General features: G+C 71.3%; 17 protein-coding genes. 4 read left to right on the top strand and 13 right to left on the bottom strand.

The features are described 5' to 3' along the window. Positions 1 to 12: 12 nt before the first annotated feature. The 4 genes from ACQP1P_RS08505 to ACQP1P_RS08490 all read right to left on the bottom strand — a co-directional run bounded on the left by ACQP1P_RS08505 (position 13) and on the right by ACQP1P_RS08490 (position 3,698). Positions 13 to 963 carry a cytochrome d ubiquinol oxidase subunit II gene (locus tag ACQP1P_RS08505; protein WP_433084733.1) on the bottom strand — a complete coding sequence of 317 codons (951 nt, stop codon included), beginning with the start codon at positions 961 to 963 and terminating at the stop codon, positions 13 to 15. Beyond that, positions 960 to 2,213, bottom strand: a complete 1,254-nt coding sequence (locus ACQP1P_RS08500; protein ID WP_433084731.1) for a cytochrome ubiquinol oxidase subunit I — start codon at positions 2,211 to 2,213, stop codon at positions 960 to 962. The genes ACQP1P_RS08505 and ACQP1P_RS08500 overlap by 4 nt, the downstream gene beginning before the upstream one ends. 196 nt (positions 2,214 to 2,409) lie before the next feature. Beyond that, positions 2,410 to 2,937: a hypothetical protein gene (locus ACQP1P_RS08495; RefSeq protein ID WP_433084729.1), complete on the bottom strand. Its 528-nt coding sequence runs from the start codon at positions 2,935 to 2,937 to the stop codon at positions 2,410 to 2,412. Beyond that, a complete protein-coding gene (locus ACQP1P_RS08490; protein ID WP_433084727.1) occupies positions 2,934 to 3,698 on the bottom strand; it encodes an amino acid-binding protein in 765 nt (254 codons plus the stop codon). The genes ACQP1P_RS08495 and ACQP1P_RS08490 overlap by 4 nt, the downstream gene beginning before the upstream one ends. Before the next feature lie 208 nt (positions 3,699 to 3,906). Between ACQP1P_RS08490 and ACQP1P_RS08485 the strand changes: the two genes are divergently transcribed. From ACQP1P_RS08485 to ACQP1P_RS08470, 4 genes are all read left to right on the top strand, one after another. Then, positions 3,907 to 4,953 (top strand): phosphotransferase family protein, encoded by a 1,047-nt coding sequence (locus ACQP1P_RS08485; protein WP_433084725.1) that lies wholly within the window; start codon positions 3,907 to 3,909, stop codon positions 4,951 to 4,953. Continuing rightward, on the top strand, positions 4,953 to 6,164 hold the full coding sequence (locus ACQP1P_RS08480; RefSeq protein WP_433084723.1) for an acyl-CoA dehydrogenase family protein: 1,212 nt from the start codon (positions 4,953 to 4,955) through the stop codon (positions 6,162 to 6,164). The genes ACQP1P_RS08485 and ACQP1P_RS08480 overlap by 1 nt, the downstream gene beginning before the upstream one ends. A gap of 263 nt (positions 6,165 to 6,427) precedes the next feature. Further along, complete coding sequence (locus ACQP1P_RS08475; RefSeq protein WP_433084721.1) at positions 6,428 to 7,552, top strand: ABC transporter permease; 1,125 nt, start codon at positions 6,428 to 6,430, stop codon at positions 7,550 to 7,552. Further along, the gene (locus ACQP1P_RS08470) at positions 7,549 to 8,232 is read left to right on the top strand and encodes an ABC transporter ATP-binding protein (protein WP_433084719.1); all 684 of its coding nucleotides are present in this window, start codon (positions 7,549 to 7,551) and stop codon (positions 8,230 to 8,232) included. The genes ACQP1P_RS08475 and ACQP1P_RS08470 overlap by 4 nt, the downstream gene beginning before the upstream one ends. Before the next feature lie 220 nt (positions 8,233 to 8,452). On the opposite strand, the gene ACQP1P_RS08465 is transcribed toward ACQP1P_RS08470, so the two are convergent. From ACQP1P_RS08465 to ACQP1P_RS08425, 9 genes are all read right to left on the bottom strand, one after another. Beyond that, a complete protein-coding gene (locus tag ACQP1P_RS08465) occupies positions 8,453 to 8,812 on the bottom strand; it encodes a hypothetical protein (RefSeq protein ID WP_433084718.1) in 360 nt (119 codons plus the stop codon). Between the two features lie 323 nt (positions 8,813 to 9,135). Next, positions 9,136 to 9,591, bottom strand: a complete 456-nt coding sequence (locus ACQP1P_RS08460) for a hypothetical protein (RefSeq protein WP_433084716.1) — start codon at positions 9,589 to 9,591, stop codon at positions 9,136 to 9,138. Positions 9,592 to 9,647: 56 nt separating this feature from the next. Continuing rightward, complete coding sequence (locus tag ACQP1P_RS08455; RefSeq protein WP_433089918.1) at positions 9,648 to 10,715, bottom strand: LacI family DNA-binding transcriptional regulator; 1,068 nt, start codon at positions 10,713 to 10,715, stop codon at positions 9,648 to 9,650. Positions 10,716 to 10,774: 59 nt separating this feature from the next. Beyond that, positions 10,775 to 13,204 (bottom strand): GH36-type glycosyl hydrolase domain-containing protein, encoded by a 2,430-nt coding sequence (locus ACQP1P_RS08450; protein WP_433084714.1) that lies wholly within the window; start codon positions 13,202 to 13,204, stop codon positions 10,775 to 10,777. 39 nt (positions 13,205 to 13,243) lie between these two features. Beyond that, positions 13,244 to 14,281, bottom strand: coding sequence for a LacI family DNA-binding transcriptional regulator (locus ACQP1P_RS08445; RefSeq protein WP_433084712.1), 1,038 nt, complete (start codon positions 14,279 to 14,281; stop codon positions 13,244 to 13,246). 1 nt (position 14,282) lies between these two features. Further along, positions 14,283 to 15,686 carry a GH1 family beta-glucosidase gene (locus tag ACQP1P_RS08440; protein WP_433084710.1) on the bottom strand — a complete coding sequence of 468 codons (1,404 nt, stop codon included), beginning with the start codon at positions 15,684 to 15,686 and terminating at the stop codon, positions 14,283 to 14,285. Beyond that, positions 15,683 to 16,594 carry a carbohydrate ABC transporter permease gene (locus tag ACQP1P_RS08435; protein ID WP_433084708.1) on the bottom strand — a complete coding sequence of 304 codons (912 nt, stop codon included), beginning with the start codon at positions 16,592 to 16,594 and terminating at the stop codon, positions 15,683 to 15,685. Before ACQP1P_RS08435 ends, ACQP1P_RS08440 begins: the two co-directional genes overlap by 4 nt. After that, on the bottom strand, positions 16,591 to 17,568 hold the full coding sequence (locus ACQP1P_RS08430) for a carbohydrate ABC transporter permease (RefSeq protein WP_433084706.1): 978 nt from the start codon (positions 17,566 to 17,568) through the stop codon (positions 16,591 to 16,593). Before ACQP1P_RS08430 ends, ACQP1P_RS08435 begins: the two co-directional genes overlap by 4 nt. A 90-nt stretch (positions 17,569 to 17,658) precedes the next feature. Beyond that, entirely contained in the window at positions 17,659 to 18,972 is a 1,314-nt protein-coding gene (locus ACQP1P_RS08425) for an extracellular solute-binding protein (RefSeq protein ID WP_433084704.1), read from the bottom strand. Positions 18,973 to 19,044 lie beyond the last annotated feature (72 nt).

Below are 19,044 nucleotides of genomic sequence, written 5' to 3'. Positions count from 1 at the left end.
TGTCGCGCCGCCCTACCAGTACGGAGACGTCCGGCGCCGGAAGAGCCACCAGCAGGCGGCCTGCACGGCGACCAGCACCGGAAGCAGCGGCGCCGCCCCGAGTGTGAGCAGCCGCAGCGTGTCGTCGCCCGCGGCCGCGCCGTCGACGGTCACCGTCGCGCCCGGATCCAGCGTGGACGCTAGCACGTTCGGGAACAGCGCCGACGCGGCCGCGACGACGGGTAGGGCGCACGCCACAGCGGTCGCCGCGAACGCCGTCCCGGGGCGGGGCACCCACCCGGCGACGACCACGGCCGTCACGGCGACGAGCGCCAGCACGGTGCCGGCGGCCGGGTTGCGGATGCCGGCCGGGGCCGCGAGCCACCAGCCGCCGAGCGCCAGCGCCGCGAGCCCGCCGGCGAGCAGGTGCAGGGCCGGGCGCCGCGGGCGGCCGGCCTTCCAGTGCAGGTACGCCGCCCCGTGCGCGAGCACCAGCAGCACGTTGGCCGCGGCCGTGAGCCAGACCGCCGGATCGCCGAAGGGCTCGAGGCCGTGCACGTGGCCGTCGGTCCCGATCGGCACGCCGTGCAGCAGCACGCCGAACAGCAGCCCCCAGGCCGTCGCGAGGGTCAGCCCGGCCGCGGGGACGAGCACGTCGAAGCCGCCCCGCCGCCGGGCCCGGCCGCGCAGCTGGACGCCCGCGCTGAGCGCGACGAGCCCGAGCACGGCCGCGACGACGGCCGGGTACGCGGCGGTGAACAGCTCCCCCTCCAGCCGCGGGAACGCGGCCATGAGCACCCCGACGGCGCCGACCGCCCAGACCTCGTTGCCGAGGAACATCGGGCCGAGCGCGTTGAGGGCCTCGCGGCGCCGGTCGTCGCCGCGCAGGGTGGGCAGCAGCATGGCGACGCCCTGGTCGAGCCCGCCGAGCACGAAGTAGGCGACGGCCACCCCGCCCAGGATCAGGTACCACACGGTGCTCATACGAGCACCTCCTGCCGCTGCTCGGCGGGCTCGGGCGCGAACGCCTCACCCGGTGGTCGCGCCGCGGCCCGGGCCAGCAGCCACCAGTCGAGCAGCACCAGCGCCACGACGAGCGCGGTGAACCCGAACGTGGACCACCGCAGCGCGCCCGCGCTCATCGGGGACACGGCGTCGGCGGTGCGCAGCAGGCCGTACACCGCCCACGGCTGGCGCCCCTCCTCCCGCACGAACCAGCCGGCGATCGCGGTGAGCATCGGCACCGGGACGAGCGCGGTGAGCAGCCACGACATCGGCCGGGCCCAGCGGCGGTGGATCAGCGTGTCGCGGAAGGTGAGCGCCTGCGCCACGGCGAGGACGAGGAACAGCAGGTTGGCGATCTGGATCATGAGGCCGAGCGCGACCCCCACGTTGCCGCTGACGAGGTAGTCGCCCGGGCCGAACCGCTGCACCAGCTCGGCCTGGCGCTCGAGCGCGGCGTCGCCGCGGCCGGCCATCTTCATCGGCTGGCTGGCGTCGATCCAGCCGAACTGGGCGTAGCCGAAGCCGATGGTGAGGAAGGTGCCGATCAGCCCGACCCGGATGCCCAGCCGCAGCGAGCGGCGGAACAGCTCGAAGTCGTCGGTCTTCGAGCGGCGCAGGCGCCAGGCCGAGACGCCGGCCACGAGCACGCCCCCGGCGATCATGGTCGCCGAGACCGCGTGGGCCAGGGCGAACCACAGGGCGCTGTTGGTGAGCAGGGCGCCGAAGTCCGTCAGCCGGGCGGTGCCGTGCTCGTCCAGGGCGTAGCCGACCGGGTGCTGCAGGAACGCGTTGCTCACCAGCACCCAGAACGCGGACAGCAGCGCGGTCACCGCGATGCCCCAGATCAGCGCGAGGTGCAGCCGCTTGCCGAGCCGCCCCCACCCGAAGATCCACATGCCGAGCAGCGTCGACTCGAGCACGAAGGCGATGAGCGTCTCCAGCGCGAGCGGCGCGCCGAACACGTCGCCGGTCAGGCGGGACAGGCCGCTCCAGTTGAGCCCGATCTCGAACTCCATGACGAGCCCGGTGGCGATGCCGACCGCGTAGTTGATCGCGTAGAGCTGGCCCCAGAAGCGGGCCATCCGGCCGTACACCTCCTGGCCCGTGATCGTGTAGCGCGTCTGCATGACGGCGACGAGCACCACGAGGCCGAGCGTGACCATGACGAACGTGAAGTGCAGCGATGCGGTGAGCCCGAACTGCGTCCGCGCGTACTCCAATGCGCTCATGCCGTGACCTCCGCTTCGCCGCGGCCACGGCATGAGAAGCCCCGCACTCGCCGATGAGCGGCGACTCCGCTCCGCTCCGTACCGCTCATGCGTCGCCCCCCGACATGTACCCAACCAACATGTCGGCAGACTACACGTAGACAAGCACAACAAAAAGCGCCCCCTCGGTCACGAGGGGGCGCTGCTGAGAAAGGGCTCAGGAAGCGGTGCGTCTCGATGCGACCCGGGCCAGCTCGACCAGGGCCTGGGCCCGGGCGTACTCGGCCGGGGTGAACTCGGGGGCGGGCCGGCGGACGTAGAGCGTGCCACCCGCCGGGTCCTCCAGCTGCATGCCGGAGGCCGTGAAGCCGCCGGCGCCGCTGGACCGCCAGGAGATGTCGCAGTCGCCGAGCAGGGCGGCCAGGGCCTCCTCCAGCCCGCAGCCGCCGTCGAGGACCTTGGTGGCCAGGGTGAGCACCCGGGTCGGCTCGTCGATCAGCCCCCGCACGTCGGCCGGCGCGATCCACGGGTCGCGGCCCCGGCCGCGCCGCACGGCGTCGGCGAGGGTCGCGGCCGTGACGCCGTCGGGCGCCTCGACCAGGAAGTCGTCAACGGCACCGGCCTCGGTGGTGTGCACCTGCACGGAGAGGATGTTGACCTTCCGCAGGGCCAGGCTCGCGGTGAGCACGGAGAGGAATCCGGGCCGGTCGTCGACCGTGGCCCGGATTCGCCAGAGTGCCGTCATCGCGACGTTGTGCCGGCGGGAGCGGGGGTTCCGGCAACGGAACTCCCCGCCTCACCCGGTTCCGCCAAACCGGGCCCCGCCAGCCGTTCCCCGAGCACAGATGCGGTTGCACCGACCAGCTGCGCCAGCCGTTCCACCTCGGAACCGTGAAACGGTGGTGCTCCAGCGTCGCCGTCCGCCCCGCCGCGTCCGACAACAAGGACCAGGCCTCCGCGCTGAAAAGGCGCGACAGCGAGATGAACGCCGTCAGCTGCGCTCAACGCACGGGGCCGGAGTGGTGCGATGTCCACCTGTGGGGGGACATCCGGAGCGCGCCAGCTCGCGCTGACCACCGAGGTGTCGGTCCAGGCCTGGGCGCGCGCGCCGCCGCCCGCCCAGTCGGATCCGACTCTGATCGCCACCGCCCAGTCCGCGCCGAACAGTGCGGGCGCCGCGTCCACGACCGTCGCCAGGCCGTGTTCCGGGTTCGCCGCCACCTGTCCGATCAGCGCGACCTCGCGGCCGCTGCTCGGCTCCGAGAGCTCGGTGCCGCGCCACACACCGTCCAAGCGCACGCCTGGGATCGCCGCCAGTCCGGTGAGCACGCGGTCGACCGATGCCGAAGCCGGCCATGCCACGGTGAAGTCGTCCACCGCACGGCCGCCGACCCGTTCCAGTACGACTACCGAAACGATGTCCGCACCGACCACACCCAGCGTCCGGGCAACCTGCCCGAGTGAGCCGGGACGGTCGGGCAGCGCAACCCTCAGCCTGAGCAGCATGTGAGTCGACCTCCCGTTCGTCCTTGGGCCGAGGTGCACGCCGCCGTTGGTGTACGCCTTGCTCTCCGTTACTGCGACCAGGTTGCCTACCGCGAGTTTCCGCGCCGTTTCGCAGCGGTGTCGATGCCGGAACGTTTCCCCGGGCATTTGCGCACGGCCAGTGCGGAATTATTCGTGACGAATCACCCCCGGTCGCTTGACAGAGAACGTGTCTCAACCCTGGACTGATCCGATGACCACCCCGCCCGGTCTCGACCTGCCCCGCCTGCGGTCCTACCTGGACGAGCAGGCCCCCGGCCTGGTCGGCGCGCCACTGTCCGCCGAGCTCGTGGCCGGCGGCCGGTCCAACCTGACCTACGTGCTCAACGAGGCCTTCGTCCTGCGCCGCCCGCCGCTGGGCCACGTGCTGGCCACCGCGCACGACATGGCCCGCGAGTTCCGGGTCATCTCCGCGCTGGGCCCCACCCCGGTGCCCGTGCCCGAGGCCCTGCTGCTGTGCGAGGACGACGCGGTGCTCGGCGCGCCGTTCTACCTCATGGCCCGGGTGCCCGGCGTGGTGCTGCGCCACCGGGCGCAGACCGACCCGCTCGGCGAGCCCAGCCGGCGCCAGGTCGCCTTCGCGATGATGGACACCCTCGCCGAGCTGCACCTCGTCGACCCGGCCGCCGTCGGGCTGGACGGGTTCGGCCGGCCCGAGGGCTTCCTGGAGCGCCAGGTCCGCCGCTGGAGCAAGCAGCTCGAGGGCTCCCGCAGCCGCGACCTGCCCGCGGCCGGCACGCTGCGCGAGCGGCTCGCCGCGACCGTCCCGGCGAGCCCCCGGCCCGCGATCGTGCACGGCGACTACCGCCTCGACAACCTCATCGTCGACCCGGACACCCTGCGCGTGGCCGCCGTCCTGGACTGGGAGATGGCCACGATCGGCGACCCGCAGACGGATCTGGGGCTGCTGCTGGCGTACTGGAACGTGCTGGACCGCATCAAGACCGGCCGCAACCCGATCGCGGACGGCCTCGGCGCGGCGGCCGGGTTCCCCGGCGGCGACGAGCTGCTCGAGCGCTACGCGAGCCGCGCCCCGCTCAGCGACGACCTGCACTGGTACGTCGGCCTGGCCTGTTACAAGCTCGCCGTCGTGCTGGAGGGGATCCATTACCGGTACACGCGGGGACAGACCGTCGGGGCGGGCTTCGACGAGATCGGCGACCTGGTTCCGCCCCTGCTCGAAGAGGGCATCGCAGCGATCGACGGAGAGAGCTGATGGACTTCGGTTTCGACCAACGCACGGCCGAGCTGCACGAGAAGCTCACGGACTTCATGGACGAGGAGGTGTACCGGGCCGAGCCCGTCCTGGAGCGGCAGCTGGCCGAGGCCGAGGACCCCTGGGCCCGCCCGGCGGTCATCGAGGAGCTCAAGCGGTCCGCCCGCGAGCGGGGCCTGTGGAACCTGTTCCTGCCCGACGCCACCCATGGCGCGGGGCTGACGAACCTGCAGTACGCGCCGCTGGCCGAGATCACCGGCCGCAGCCCGAACCTGGCCCCGGAGGCGCTCAACTGCGCCGCCCCCGACACCGGCAACATGGAGGTGCTGGCCCAGTTCGGCTCGCCGCAGCAGCGGGACCGGTGGCTCAAGCCGCTGCTGGAGGGCCAGATCCGCTCGGCGTTCTGCATGACCGAGCCCGACGTCGCCTCCTCCGACGCGACCAACATCGCCACCCGCATCGAGCGCGACGGCGACGGGTACGTCATCAACGGCCGCAAGTGGTGGTCCTCGGGCGCGATGAACCCCAACTGCCGGGTCCTCATCGTCATGGGCAAGACCGATCCGCAGGCCGAGCGGCACCGGCAGCAGAGCATGATCCTCGTTCCGCGCGACACCCCCGGCATCACCGTCCGGCGCGGCATGCACGTCTTCGGCTACACCGACGCCGCCCACGGCGGGCACGCCGAGGTCGTCTTCGACGACGTGCGCGTCCCGGCCGACGCCCTCATCGCCGGCGAGGGCCAGGGCTTCGCGATCGCCCAGGCGCGGCTCGGCCCGGGCCGCATCCACCATTGCATGCGGCTCATCGGCATGGCCGAGCGCGCCCTGGAGCTGATGTGCGGCCGGGTCAGCCGGCGGGTCGCCTTCGGCCGCCCGCTCGCCGAGCAGGGTGTCGTGCAGGAGTGGATCGCCGAGTCGCGGGTGCGCATCGAGCAGGCCCGCCTGCTGGTGCTCAAGACCGCCTGGCTGATGGACACCGTCGGCAACAAGGGCGCCCACACCGAGATCCAGTCGATCAAGATCGCGGTGCCGTCGATGGCGGAGTGGGTGATCGACAAGGCGATCCAGGCCCACGGCGCGGCCGGCGTCAGCCAGGACACCCCGCTGGCCGCGCTCTGGTCCAGCGCCCGCACCCTGCGCCTGGCCGACGGCCCGGACGAGGTGCACCGCGCCTCCCTGGCCCGGCGCGAGCTGCGCAAGTACAGCTGAAGCCAACTCCGGCGCGGCCGTGAGGCCGGCCGCCCGTCGAGGGAGGGCGCATCGGCCGGCGCTCATCCGTCATCGAACCAAAGACCGAATCCACGACCGAAACCATGATCGGGCAGGCGGCGTCCAGGAGCCGCCTGCCCGCATCGCCGCGAACACCCAGCTCCGAGAGCATCCGGACGGTCGGCCCCGCGCCCGTTTTCTCGACACAGTGTCGGTATAGTTCCCGACGTTGTGTCGAAAAACTATTCCTCGCGGGAGGATGGATGTTCCTTGCCCTGCGCGAGCTTCGCTTCGCGCGTTGGCGGTTCACGCTCATGGGCAGCGTCGTGGCCCTGATCGCGATCCTGGTGGTGCTGCTGTCCGGGTTGTCCTCGGGCCTGGTCAACGACGGCGTGTCCGGCCTTCAGCGGCTCCCGGTGACCGCCTTCGCCTTCGATCAGCACACCAAGCTCGACTCGGCGTTCTCCCGCAGCGTGGTGAACAGCCGGCAGGTCGACCAGTGGCGCCGGCAGCCCGGCGTGCGGGATGCCGCCCTTTTCGGCAACCTGCTCGTCAACGCCCGCAGCGACCGGGGCCTCCCCATCGACCTGGCCCTCTTCGGCGTCGAGCCGGACTCGTTCCTGGCCCCCGCCCCCGCCGACGGCACCGGGCTGGGCCGTCCGGACGGCATCGTGGTGTCCCAGACAGCCGTCAAAGCCGGTCTGCGCCTCGGCGACACCATCACCATCGACCGGATCGGCGCCCGGCTGACCGTGGTCGGCACCACCGGCGACCAGCGCACGTTCGGCCACGTCGACGTCGCGTATCTGCCCCTCGCGGCCTGGCAGCACCTGCACGAGGGCGTCGGGCCCGGCGAGCAGCTGCGGGCCGGGGCGGCCACAGAGGCCACCGCGGTCGCCATCCGGGCGGACGGCGACGCCGACCTCGCCGCCGGGGACGCGGCCGCCGGCACGACCAGCTTCCGCAAGGCGCAGGCCTACGGCGCCTCGCCCGGCTACACCGCCGAGACCTCGACCCTCAGGCTCATCCAGCTCTTCCTGTACGCCATCTCCGCCCTGGTGGTCGGCGCGTTCTTCACGGTCTGGACCATCAACCGCAGACACGAGCTCGCGGTGCTGCGGGCGATGGGCGCCGCCCGGTCCTACCTGCTGCGCGACGGCCTGGTCCAGGCCGTGGTGGTCCTCGGTGCCGCGATCGGCGCGGGCGTGGCCTTCGGCGTCGGCCTCGGCGGCTTGATCAGCGGCGGCGCCGTGCCCTTCGCCATCGAGGCACCCGCGGTGGCCGGCGCGGCCGTCCTGCTGGTCGTTCTCGGGCTGGCCGGCGCGGCCACCGCCATCGTCCGGGTCGCGGCCATCGACCCGCTCACGGCATTGGGGGCACAGCGATGAACACGAGCGACCGCACCGGGCTGGCGTTGTCGGGGGTGACGGTCCGCCTCGGCGACGGCGACACCGTGGTCACCGCGCTGCACGACGTGAGCCTGACCGTCGCACCGGGCGAGCTGGTGGCCGTGGTCGGCCCGTCGGGGGCGGGCAAGTCGAGCCTGCTCGCGGTCGCCGGGGCGTTGACCGTCCCCGACAGCGGGACCGTCACCATCGACGGGCACGACATCGCCGGCATGAGTGCCAAAGCCCGCGCGGCGTACCGGCGCGACCACATCGGATTCGTGTTCCAGAGCGGCAACCTCCTGCCGGCGCTCACCGCGCTGGACCAGCTGCGGCTCGTCACCAGGCTCAGCCGCCGCCGGGCGGACGATCGCGATCCGGCCAAGCTGCTCGCGGACGTGGGGATGACGCACAGGGCCGACCGCCGGCCGCACCAGCTCTCCGGCGGCGAACGGCAGCGGGTCGGGATCGCCCGGGCGCTGGTCGGACAGCCCTCACTGTTGCTGGTCGACGAACCCACGGCCGCGCTGGACCGGGCCCGCAGCCACGACGTGGTGCAGCTGCTGGCCCGGGAGACCAAACAGTCCGCCGTCGCGACGGTTATGGTGACGCACGACAACGACGTGCTGGAACACTGCGACCGGGTGGTCGAGATGATCGACGGGCGGCTGTCCGCCGGTTGACGGACCGGGTCCGCGACCTGCTCGCGCCCTTCCTGCTCGGCCGCACCGGCGCGGCGGCACCCCACCGACCTTCGACAAGGACGGCCGGCGGATGACCGGACCGGCCGCGCCCCGGCGACCGGCTTCGCCGCCGGCCCGGGGTGCGCGGCCTTCGGACCCGTCGTGCGGAGCGTGTCGCGGCTGAAGGGCGCCGCGGTGCGTCACGAGATGCGCGGCGTCATCACGCGCAGACCTTGCCCAGCGCCGCCTTCACGCCCTCGGCGGCTTTGGCCACGTTGCCCGCGTTCATGCCGTTCGAGGCGGTGTACTGCCGCATCTGGTCGAGCAGCGTCACGAGCGCGTCATGCAGGTCGGGCTGGGTCACCTTCGCCACCTGCGGCTCGACGACTCCCACCCACTCCCTGACGAGCTGGTCCGCCTTCTGCATCCCCTCGACCGCGGTCTTCTGGTCGTTGCGCTTGACCGACTCCAGCACCTTGCCCTGCACCGCGGCGAACAGCGGGTAGTACTGGTCGATCGTGGCCTTGACGTCCTGGCAGTCCTGCGAGCTCACCGGCGGGGACGCCGCAGCCGTCGTCACCGCAGCCGTCGTGGCCGCCGGCGCGGCCGCGCCCGGATCCGGCTCGTCACCGCACCCGGCGGCCAGCATGAGCGCCGCAGCGGCAATGGCAACGGCAAGTGCACGGCCTCGCATCGAGACAGCCTCCCCCGGTCGGACGTCGGCGGTAGTCATACCACGCCGGGTCGCGCCGCGAACAGCAGGCCGCGAGCGGTCGGCAGATCCGCCACCCGGCGCGAGCGACCCGAGCCGGAGGGCGAGCGGAGGCAGCGCGGAACAGACCTGAGGGCCGGCGCCCCGCACGGCGCCGGCCCGATTACCTCTTCCCGGGGGGAAAGCTCAGGTCAGGGCGTGACCGGCGGGACCACCGGCTCATAGGGCGCCGGCGGCTCGGCCGAGGCCGGCAGCTCGTCGGGCTCGTCGCTGAAGCGGTCGCTCGCGGCCTGGATGGCCTTCGGCGCCGAGGCCGCCACCGCCCAGCCCACCGCCACGCCACCCAGCGCCGCCACCGCGATCCAGCCCCACGGGGTGCGCGAACGCCGGCCCGACAGCGCGTCGAGGGCCAGGTTGGCCCGCTTCCACGCCTCGTTGGACACCGAGCTCACCCGGTCCGACGCCGAGCTGTAGCGGTCCGAGGCCTCGCCGGCCAGGTCGCCGGCCCGGTCCTTGAAGTCGTATGCGCGGTCCTTCACCGTGCCGCCGAACGAGCGGGCGTTGTCGAGGGCCGAGACCAGGTGGTCCCAGGCTTCCTCGGCCACACTCTCGGCGCGCCGCTTGCGCTTCTTCCACTCTTTGTTCATCGAAATCGCCACCTCCTCCGATGTCCTGCTGCCCGGAACCGGAGAACGGCAAACCCCTACGCGGAGGCGCGGCGGACCAGATGCGTCTCGACCATCACCGAGGACGAGGCCGCGCCGCCGATGCGCGCGATGAGCAGCCGCGCCATCTCCCGCCCCATCGCCTCGACCGGCTGGTGCACGGTGGTCAGCGGCGGGTCGGTCTGCCGGGCGATCGCCACGTCGTCGAAGCCGACCAGGGCCACGTCGTCCGGCACCCGCTTGCCGATCGTGCGCAGCCCGCGCAGGGCGCCGACGGCCATCAGGTCGGAGGCGGCGAAGACCGCGTCGATCCCGGGGTCGGCCTCGAGCAGCTCGCGCGCCGCGCGCTCGCCGCTGGCCTCGGAGAAGTCGCCGTACGCGATGAGCCGCTCGTCCACCGGGAGCCCCGCGCGCTCCAGTGCCTCGCGGTAGCCGGTCAGCCGGGACACGCCCACGGCCATGTCCTGCGGGCCGGCGATCGCGGCGATGCGCCGGCGCTGGCGGTCCAGCAGGTGCCCGACGGCGATGCGGGCGCCGCCCTCGTTGTCCGCGTCCACGTAGGAGAGCTGCGACAGCTGGGCGGTGAAGTTGAGCTGCTCGTCGTCGGCGAGCATCTGGGCCGGCCGGCCGCCGAGCACCACGGGCAGGCCGCGGCGCTCCAGCAGCAGCGGCAGCGGGTCGGCGTCGTGCAGGGAGAGCAGCATCACGCCGTCGACGTGCTGGTTGGTCAGGTGGTGCTCGACGCGCTCGCGCTCGGCCGGGGACTGGGCCATCGCCAGCCAGAGCTGCAGCTGGGTGTCGGCCAGGGCCGAGCTGATGCCGCGGACGATGCCGGCGAAGAAGGGTTCGCCGAAGACGCGCTCCTCCGACTCCGAGACGACCAGCGCGACCGAGTCGGTGCGCTGGGTGACGAGCGCGCGGGCGGCTCGGTTGGGCACGTACCCCAGCTCGTCGATCGCCTTCTGCACCGCCGCGCGGGCCTCGGGGCTCACCTGTGGCGAGCCGTTGACCACGCGCGAGACGGTGCCGCGGCCGACACCGGCGCGCAGGGCGACCTCGTCGAGCGTGGGCCGGCCGGCGGAGCGCGGGCGGCCCGGGGACGGGATGTTCACGCCTCATTGTGCGCACATCTCGTCATCGGGCCACCCGGCAGCCCCGCGATCTTTCACGAAATCGTCAGGATCACCTCAACGTCGGAGCCCTCGATGGCCGGCGGGATGACACCATCGGGGTCGATCGACACCCCGTCGACGGTCAGCGAGCGGGTGTCGCCGCGGCGGACCGTGATGGTGTACGTCGCCCCGCGGAACCGGCGGACCGCCGTGAACCCGGGCCAGTCCGCCGGGATGACCGGGGCCACCCGCAGACCGGCCAGCTCGGGACGGATGCCGAGAATCCACTGCGTGATGGCCGCGTAGTTCCACGCCGCCGTGCCGGTCAGCCAGGAGTTCTTGGCCTCGCCGTGGGTCGGCGCGTCCCGGCCGGCGATCATCTGCGCGTACACGTACGGCTCGCACCGGTGCACCTCGCTGATCGCCTCCCGGGCCGAGGGCAGGATCCGCTTGTAGTAGTCGAACGCCCCGTCGCCGTTGCCGACGATCGTCTCGGCGATCATGAGCCACGGGTTGGTGTGGCAGAAGATGCCGCCGTTCTCCTTGTACCCCGGCGGGTAGGAGGAGATCTCGCCGAGCTCCAGCCGGTAGGAGCTGTAGGCCGGCTGCTGCAGGACGATCCCGTGCGGGGTGGCGAGCCGCTCGCGCACGCTGGCCAGGGCCGCCGCCGCGGTGCCGTCCTCGACCCCGACGCCGCCCATCACGCACATGCCCTGCGGCTCGATGAAGATCTGGCCCTCGTCGTTGGAGGCCGAGCCGACGACGTTGCCGTGGAAGTCGTACGCCCGGCGGAACCAGGCCCCGTCCCAGCCGTGCTCGGCGATCGTGCCGGCCATCTTCTCGGCCGCGTCGAGGTACTCCTGGGCCGGCTGGCCCACGCACAGCGCGATCCCGGCGAGCTCCTTCGCGGCCAGCACGAACTGCCCGGCGATGAACACCGACTCGGCGACCCCGCCGGTGGCGTTCTCGGTCGTCTGGAAGGGCTCCCCCGGCGTGTCGGAGAAGCAGTTGAGGTTCAGGCAGTCGTTCCAGTCGGCGCGCCCGATCAGCGGCAGGCCGTGCGGGCCGAGGCGGTCCAGGGTGTACCGCAGCGAGCGCTGCAGGTGATCGTAGAGGGGCGTCTCGGAGCCCGGCTCGTTGTCGTAGGGCACCGGCTCGTCGAGGATCGACAGGTCCCCGGACTCCTTGAGGTAGGCCGCGACCCCGAGGATCAGCCACAGCGGGTCGTCGTTGAAGCCCGAGCCGATGTCGTTGTTGCCGCGCTTGGTCAGCGGCTGGTACTGGTGGTACGCCCCGCCGGTGGCCAGCTGGGTCGCGGCGATGTCGAGGATCCGCTCGCGGGCCCGCTCCGGGATCATGTGCACGAAGCCGAGCAGGTCCTGGTTGGAGTCGCGGAAGCCCATGCCGCGGCCGATGCCGGACTCGTAGAACGAGGTCGAGCGGCTCATGTTGAACGTGACCATGTTCTGGTACGCGTTCCAGATGTTGACCATCCGGTTCGTGTCCCCGTCGGGCGTGTCCACCTGCAGCCCGCCGAGCAGCCGGTCCCAGTTCTCGCGCAGCGCGGCGAAGCCGGCGTCGACCGTCTCCTGCCGCAGCCAGCGCTCGATCACCGGGCGGACCATGTGCTTGTTGACGGTCTGCGAGCCGGGCGGGTCGAACTTGGCGTCCTTCGGGTTCTCCCAGTAGCCGAGCACGAAGCCGATCTCGCGGGTCTCCCCCGGCTGCAGCGTGACGCGCACGTGGTGCGAGCCGTGCGGCTGCCAGCCGTGCGCCACCGAGTCCGACGAGCTGCCGCGCTCCACGGCGATCGGCCGGTCCCACGAGCGGTACGGCCCGAGGAAGGACTCGCGGGCCGTGTCGAACCCGGCCAGCGGCTCGGAGCAGGCGAAGTAGGCGAAGTGGTCGCGGCGCTCGCGGTACTCCGTCTTGTGGTAGATGACCCCGTCGACGACCTCGACCTGGCCGGTGCTGAAGTTGCGCTGGAAGTTGGTGGCGTCGTCCTGGGCGTCCCAGAGGCAGAACTCGACCGAGGAGAAGACCGAGAGCTCGGCGGCGGTGTCGCGCTCGTTGGTCAGCCGCAGCCGCCACACCTCCAGCGTCTCGCCCAGCGGCACGAAGTACGTGACGCGCGCCTTGATGTCGCGGTAGCCGGACGAGATCGTCGTGTAGGACAGCCCGTGGCGGCACTCGTAGTCGTCGAGCTCCGTCTGCGTCGGCTGCCAGGTCGGGGACCAGAACTCGCCGCTGCCCGCGTCGCGCAGGTACAGGTAGCGGCCGCCGAGGTCGAAGGGCGCGTTGTTGTACCGGTAGCGGGTGAGGCGGCGCAGCCGCGCGTCACGGTAGAACGAGTAGCCGCCGGCGGTGTTGGAGATGATGCCGAAGTACGCCTCGGTGCCCAGGTAGTTGATCCAGGGCAGCGGGGTGTCCGGCCGGTCGATCACGTACTCGCGACTCTCGTCGTCGAAGTGGCCGTAGCGCACGTTTTGCCTCCTAGCGTGCCACAGGGGGAAGGCACAGTCTCAGGCCGACTCGCGCACCACGAGGTGCGTGTCCAGCACAGTCGAGTGGGCCGGCCCGCCGGCGATGCGGGCCAGCAGGAGCCTGGCCATCTCGCGACCCATGCCCTCCACCGACTGGTGCACGGTGGTGAGCGGCGGCAGGGTCTGCCGGGCCACGGCGGAGTCCTCGAACCCGACCACGGCGACGTCTGCGGGAACGGCCCGGCCCAGCTCGCGCAGGGCTCGGATGGCTCCCACGGCCATCAGGTCGGAGGCGGCGAAGACGGCGTCGAGGCCCGGGTTGAGATGCAGCAGGCGGTTCATCGCTTCGGCGCCGCTCGCCTCGCTGAAGTCGCCGTATGCGACGAGACGGTCGTCGAACGGATGGGACGCGGCCCGCAGCGCCTCGCGATAGCCGCGCAGGCGGGCCTTGCCGACGCCCATGTCCTGCGGGCCGGCGATCGCCGCGACACAGCGGCGTCCCAGGTTGAGCAGGTGCTCGACGGCCAGCCGGGCACCGCCCTCGTTGTCGTTGTCGACGAACGAGACGGTGTGCCCGTTGACCTGGCCGTCGATGGTGCCCGTCTCGAGCATGTGCGCGGTGCGCCCGCCCAGGACGGTCGGCAGCCCGCGGCCGGCCAGCAGGCCGGGCAGCGGGTCGTCGTCGTGCAGCGACAGCAGCAGGACGCCGTCGACGTGCTGGTCGTTGAGGTGGCGCTCGACCAGCACGCGCTCGGCGACCGACTGCGCCATCGCGAGCCACAGCTGCATCTGGGTGTCGGCCAGGTGCGAGCTGACGCCGCGGACGATGCCGGCGAAGAACGGCTCGCCGAACACCCGCTCCTCGGACTCGGAGACCACGAGGGCCACGGAGTCGGTGCGGCGGGTGACGAGCGCCCGGGCGGCCCGGTTGGGCACGTAGCCGAGCGCGTCGATCGCCTTCTGCACCGCGGCCCGCGCCTCCGGGCTCACCTGGGGCGAGCCGTTGATGACCCGGGAGACGGTGCCGCGCCCGACACCGGCCAGGGCAGCGACCTCGTCAAGTGTCGGGCGGTGCACGCTACTCGGCCAGGCCGTTGCGCTTGATGACCTCGCGGTAGCGGTGCCCGCTGGTCTTCATCGTGCGCGTCTGCGTGTCGTAGTCGATGCCCACCAGGCCGAAGCGCTTGGTGTACCCCCACGCCCACTCGAAGTTGTCCAGCAGCGACCACGCGAAGTACCCCCGCAGCGGGGCCCCCTGCTCGATCGCGGCCAGGGCGGCGCGGAAGTGCGCGTCGAAGTAGGCGGCCCGCTCGACGTCGTCGATCTGGCCGTCGGCGGTGCGGGTGTCGACGTACGCCGCCCCGTTCTCGGTGACGTAGAGCGGGATCGCCGGGTAGTCCCGGGCGACCCGCACCAGGGTCTCGGTGAGCCCGGGCGCGTCGACCTCCCAGTTCATGTCGGTCACGGGCACGCCCGGCCGCTGGTGGAAGCGGACGTGCTCGCTGCCGGGCCAGGACGTGGGGGCCCGCCAGTAGGGCTCGGCGGGCACGTCCGGGTCGGGCGCGCCGACCACGTGCCGGCTGTAGTAGTTCACGCCGAGCAGGTCCAGCGGGGCCGCGATCGTCCGCATGTCGCCGTCGCGCACGAAGCCGAAGTCGGTGACCTCGCTCAGGTCCTGCTTGACGTCGTCCGGGTAGGCACCGAGCAGTACCGGATCCAGGAACAGGCGGTTGGCCAGGCCGTCGATGCGCCGCACGGCGTCGCGGTCGGCCGCGGAGTCCGCGTCGGCCGGCGAGATCGCGTAGAGGTTCAGCGTGATGCCGAGCTGGGCGTCCGGGTCGTTCGCGCGGATCGCCTGCACCGCGAGGCCGTGGCCGAGCAGCAGGTGGTGCGTCGCGGCGAGCGCGTCCGGGGCGTGCTTGCGGCCCGGGGCGTGCACGCCGGAGGCATAGCCCAGGAACGCCGAGCACCAGGGCTCGTTCAGCGTCGTCCAGTGCCGGACCCGGTCGCCGAGCGCGCCGTGCACCTGCGCGGCGTACTCGGCGAACCGGGCGGCGGTGTCGCGGGCCGGCCAGCCGCCGGCGTCCTCGAGCTCCTGCGGGAGGTCCCAGTGGTACAGGGTGACCCACGGGGTGATCCCGCGCTCCAGCAGCTCGTCCACGAGCCGCCGGTAGAAGTCGAGGCCCTTGCTGTTCATCGACCCGCGGCCGCCCGGCTGCACGCGGGGCCACGCGATGGAGAACCGATAGGAGCCCAGCCCCAGGTCGGCCATCAGCGCGACGTCCTCGCGGTAGCGGTGATAGTGGTCGCACGCCACGTCGCCGGTGTCGCCGCCCTTCGTCCGCCCGGGGGTGTGGCTGAACGTGTCCCAGATGGAGGGTGTGCGGCCGTCCTCGGCGGCCGCCCCCTCGATCTGGTACGACGCGGTGGCCGCCCCCCAGAGGAATCCGGGTGGGAACGTCAGCGGGTCGATGTTGGTCACGCCTTGACCGAACCTTCCATGATGCCGCCGATGATCTGGCGGCCGAATGCGATGAACACGATGAGCAGCGGCACGATCGCCAGGGCTGTCCCGGTAAAGACTTGCACGTAGTCCGTCTTGTAGTAACCGGTGGCCAGAATGTTCAGCGAGACCTGGACGGTCGGCGTGTCACCGTTGAGCACCACGTAGGGCCAGAGGAAGTCGTTCCACGTCTCCATGAACGTCAGCAGGCCGAGGACGGCCGCGGCCGGGCGCAGCGCCGGGAGCACGACACTCCAGTATGTGCGCCACGTCGAGGCTCCGTCCATCCGCGCCGCCTCGATCAGCTCGTCGCTGATCGCCGACTCGGCGTACTGCCGGATCATGAACACGCCGAAGCCCTTGACCAGGAAGGGCACGATGACCGCCTGCAGCGTGTTGGTCCAGTCGAGCTTCACCATCAGCAGGTACAGCGGGATGATGTTGACCTGCGTCGGGATCATCATCGTCATGATGATGACGAGCAGCAGCGCGTTCTTGCCGCGGAACTTGAGCTTGGCGAACGCGAAGCCGGCCAGCGTCGAGAAGAACACCACCGACAGCGTCACGCAGCCGGCCACGATGGCCGAGTTGACCAGGCCGTAGACGAAGTTCGCGTCGGTGTTCTCCAGCACCCGCTGGGCGTTGGAGAAGAAGTTCCCGCCGGGCGTGAGCGGCGGCGGGATGTCCGTCACCGCGCTGTTGTCCCGCGACGCCACGATGAACGACCACACGATCGGGAAGATCGACAGCACGATCGTGAGGATCAGCGCGAGGTAGGTCAGCGGGCTGGCCTCCCACAGCGCCGCGGAGGCGCTGCGGACGCGCCCGGAGCGCTTCGGCGCCGGGGCCGGCCGGGTGGCGGGCTTGGTCGGGGTCATGGTGCTCATTGCGTCTGCCCCCTCACCGAGCGGCGCACCAGCAGGAAGTTGACCAGGGCGAAGACGAGGATGATCAGGAACAGCAGCCAGGAGATCGCCGAGCCCCGGCCCACGTTGAAGTTGTTCGTGAACGTGGTCTCGTAGATGTACATCGCGACCGTCTGGAACTCGTTGAGCGAGCCGCCCTGGATGCGGCCGTAGTTGAACAGCAGCGGCTCGGTGAACAGCTGCATGCCGCCGATGGTCGAGATGATCACCGTGAACAGGATCGTCGGCTGGATGAGCGGCACCGTGATCCGCCAGAAGCGGCGGATGGCCGAGGCCCCGTCGAGGGAGGCCGACTCGTAGAGCTCCTTCGGGATCGCCTGCATCGCGGCGAGGTAGATCAGGGCGTTGTAGCCCGTCCAGCGCCAGTCGACCATGAAGGCGATCGCGGTCCAGGAGGACCAGCGGTGGTTGCGCCACTCGACCGGGTCGAAGCCGACGCTCTGCAGCAGCCAGTTCGCCAGGCCGTACCGGTCGGCGAAGATCAGGCCGAAGACGATGCCGACGGCGGCGACCGAGGTGATGTTCGGGATGAGCACGCCCATGCGGATCGCGGTGCGGGCGCGCATCTTCTTGTTCAGCCAGCTGGCGATCATCAGCGCGAAGATCAGCTGCGGCACGGTCGAGATGATGAACAGCCCGAACGTGTTGCCGATGACGGTCCAGAAGTGCTCGTCGGTGAGCACCTTCGTGTAGTTCTCGAAACCGACGAAGCCCTGGTCACCGCCGGTCAGCGTGTTCTTGCGCAGCGACAGCACCGCGGTGTAGACGAGCGGGTAGGCGCCGAAGACCGCGAAGAGCAGGAAGAACGGCGCTACGAAGAGGTACGGCGAGTACTTGATGTCCAGCCGGCCGAGGCGCAGCGAGCGCCGGGGCGTCGGCGGCACCGGGTCCCTCCGCCCGTGGCGAGGCCCGGCGACCTCGACATTGGTGGTCATTGGTGTGGTCCTTTACGCCTAAGCCCGGTCGCTGGCGAGCGGAGGTGGCGAGTTGCCGCCACCTCCGCCCGGTGTCGATCGGGGTTCCGATCAGCCCTCGGCCAGCGCCTTGCTGTCCTTGATGGCCTTGTCCCAGCCCGCCTGAGCGCTCAGCTTGCCCTGCTCAGCGGCCTGCATGGCCGGCTCGAACGCGTTCTCCCACAGGGCCTGGTGCTTCGGGCCCAGGTAGATCGGCTTGAGGGTCTTCGCGGCTTCGACGTAGATCTTGCCGACGGGAGCGTTGTTGAAGTAGTCGTTCGTCGCGCCGGAGATCTGCGGGTCGGCCAGGGCCGACTGCGACGACGGCAGCGGGCCCGCCTCCTTGAAGGCGTCGATGCCGCCCTGCTTGCCGGTCAGGAACTTGATGAGCTCGAACGCGGCCTTCTTGTTCTTGCTCTGCTCCGGGATCGCGAGGTACGAGCCACCCCAGTTGCCGCCGCCACCGGGGATCGTGGCGATGTCCCACTTGCCCTTGGCGGCGTCGCCGGCGCGCTCCTTGATGACACCCGTGTACCACGGCGGGCACGGCACGGTCGCGAACGCGGAGTTCTTGAACGCGGCGTCCCAGTCGGTCGACCAGCGGGCCAGCTTCGCCGTCAGGCCCTTGGAGGCCATGTCCAGACCGAGGTCGTAGGCCTTCTTCACGACCGGGTTGGTGTCGCCGATGTACTTGTCGCTCTTGTCGTAGAACCAGGTGTCGCTGTTCTGCATGATGTACGGCTGCATGACCGAGGTCGCCGAGTCGAGCCAGGTCGCCTTCAGGTTCTTGGACTTGAAGACCTCGCCCTGCTTGACGTAGTCGTCCCACGTCGGCCAGAGCTTGCTGACCGCGTCACGGTCGGTCGGCAGGCCGGCCTGCTGGAACAGGTCGCTGCGGTAGCACATGGCCAGCGGGCCGACGTCGGTGCCGAGACCGACGAGCTTCTTGCCGTCCGCGGTGAACGCGTTCTTCCACTTGAACGGCAGGTACTCGCTCTCCAGCGACGACGCGCCGAGGTCGAGCAGGTTGGCGAAGGGCTTGTTGTCCTTCAGGTACTGCAGGAGCATGCCCTCTTCGAGCATGACCACGTCACTCGCGCCGCTGCCCGCGGAGAGCTGCTGGGCCAGCTTCGGCACGAAGTCCTTGGTCTGGCCCTCGTTCTTGATGTCCACCTTGATGTTCGGGTTGGCGGCCTCGAAGTCCTTGACCGCCTGGGTGAACCCGGGCGTGCCGAAGTAGGACAGCGAGATCGTGACCGGGCCGCCGGTGCTGCCGTCGGATCCCGCGTCGTCCTTCTTGGCACTGCAGGCGCCCATGCCGAGGGCGAGCCCGACGGTCAGTGCGGCCGCGGCGACGGAGCGCACGCGGCGCGAGGTGAAACTCATCCTGACCCCTCTCTCAGGTCGTGATGGGTGGGTGTGGTGTGGGGGGTGTTGATGCGTACGGCGGCGGGCAGG

The sequence above is a fragment of the Dactylosporangium sp. CA-052675 genome (genome assembly GCF_050947935.1).
Classification (GTDB): Bacteria; Actinomycetota; Actinomycetes; order Mycobacteriales; family Micromonosporaceae; genus Dactylosporangium.
This window is presented reverse-complemented; position numbering and strand designations above follow the sequence as displayed.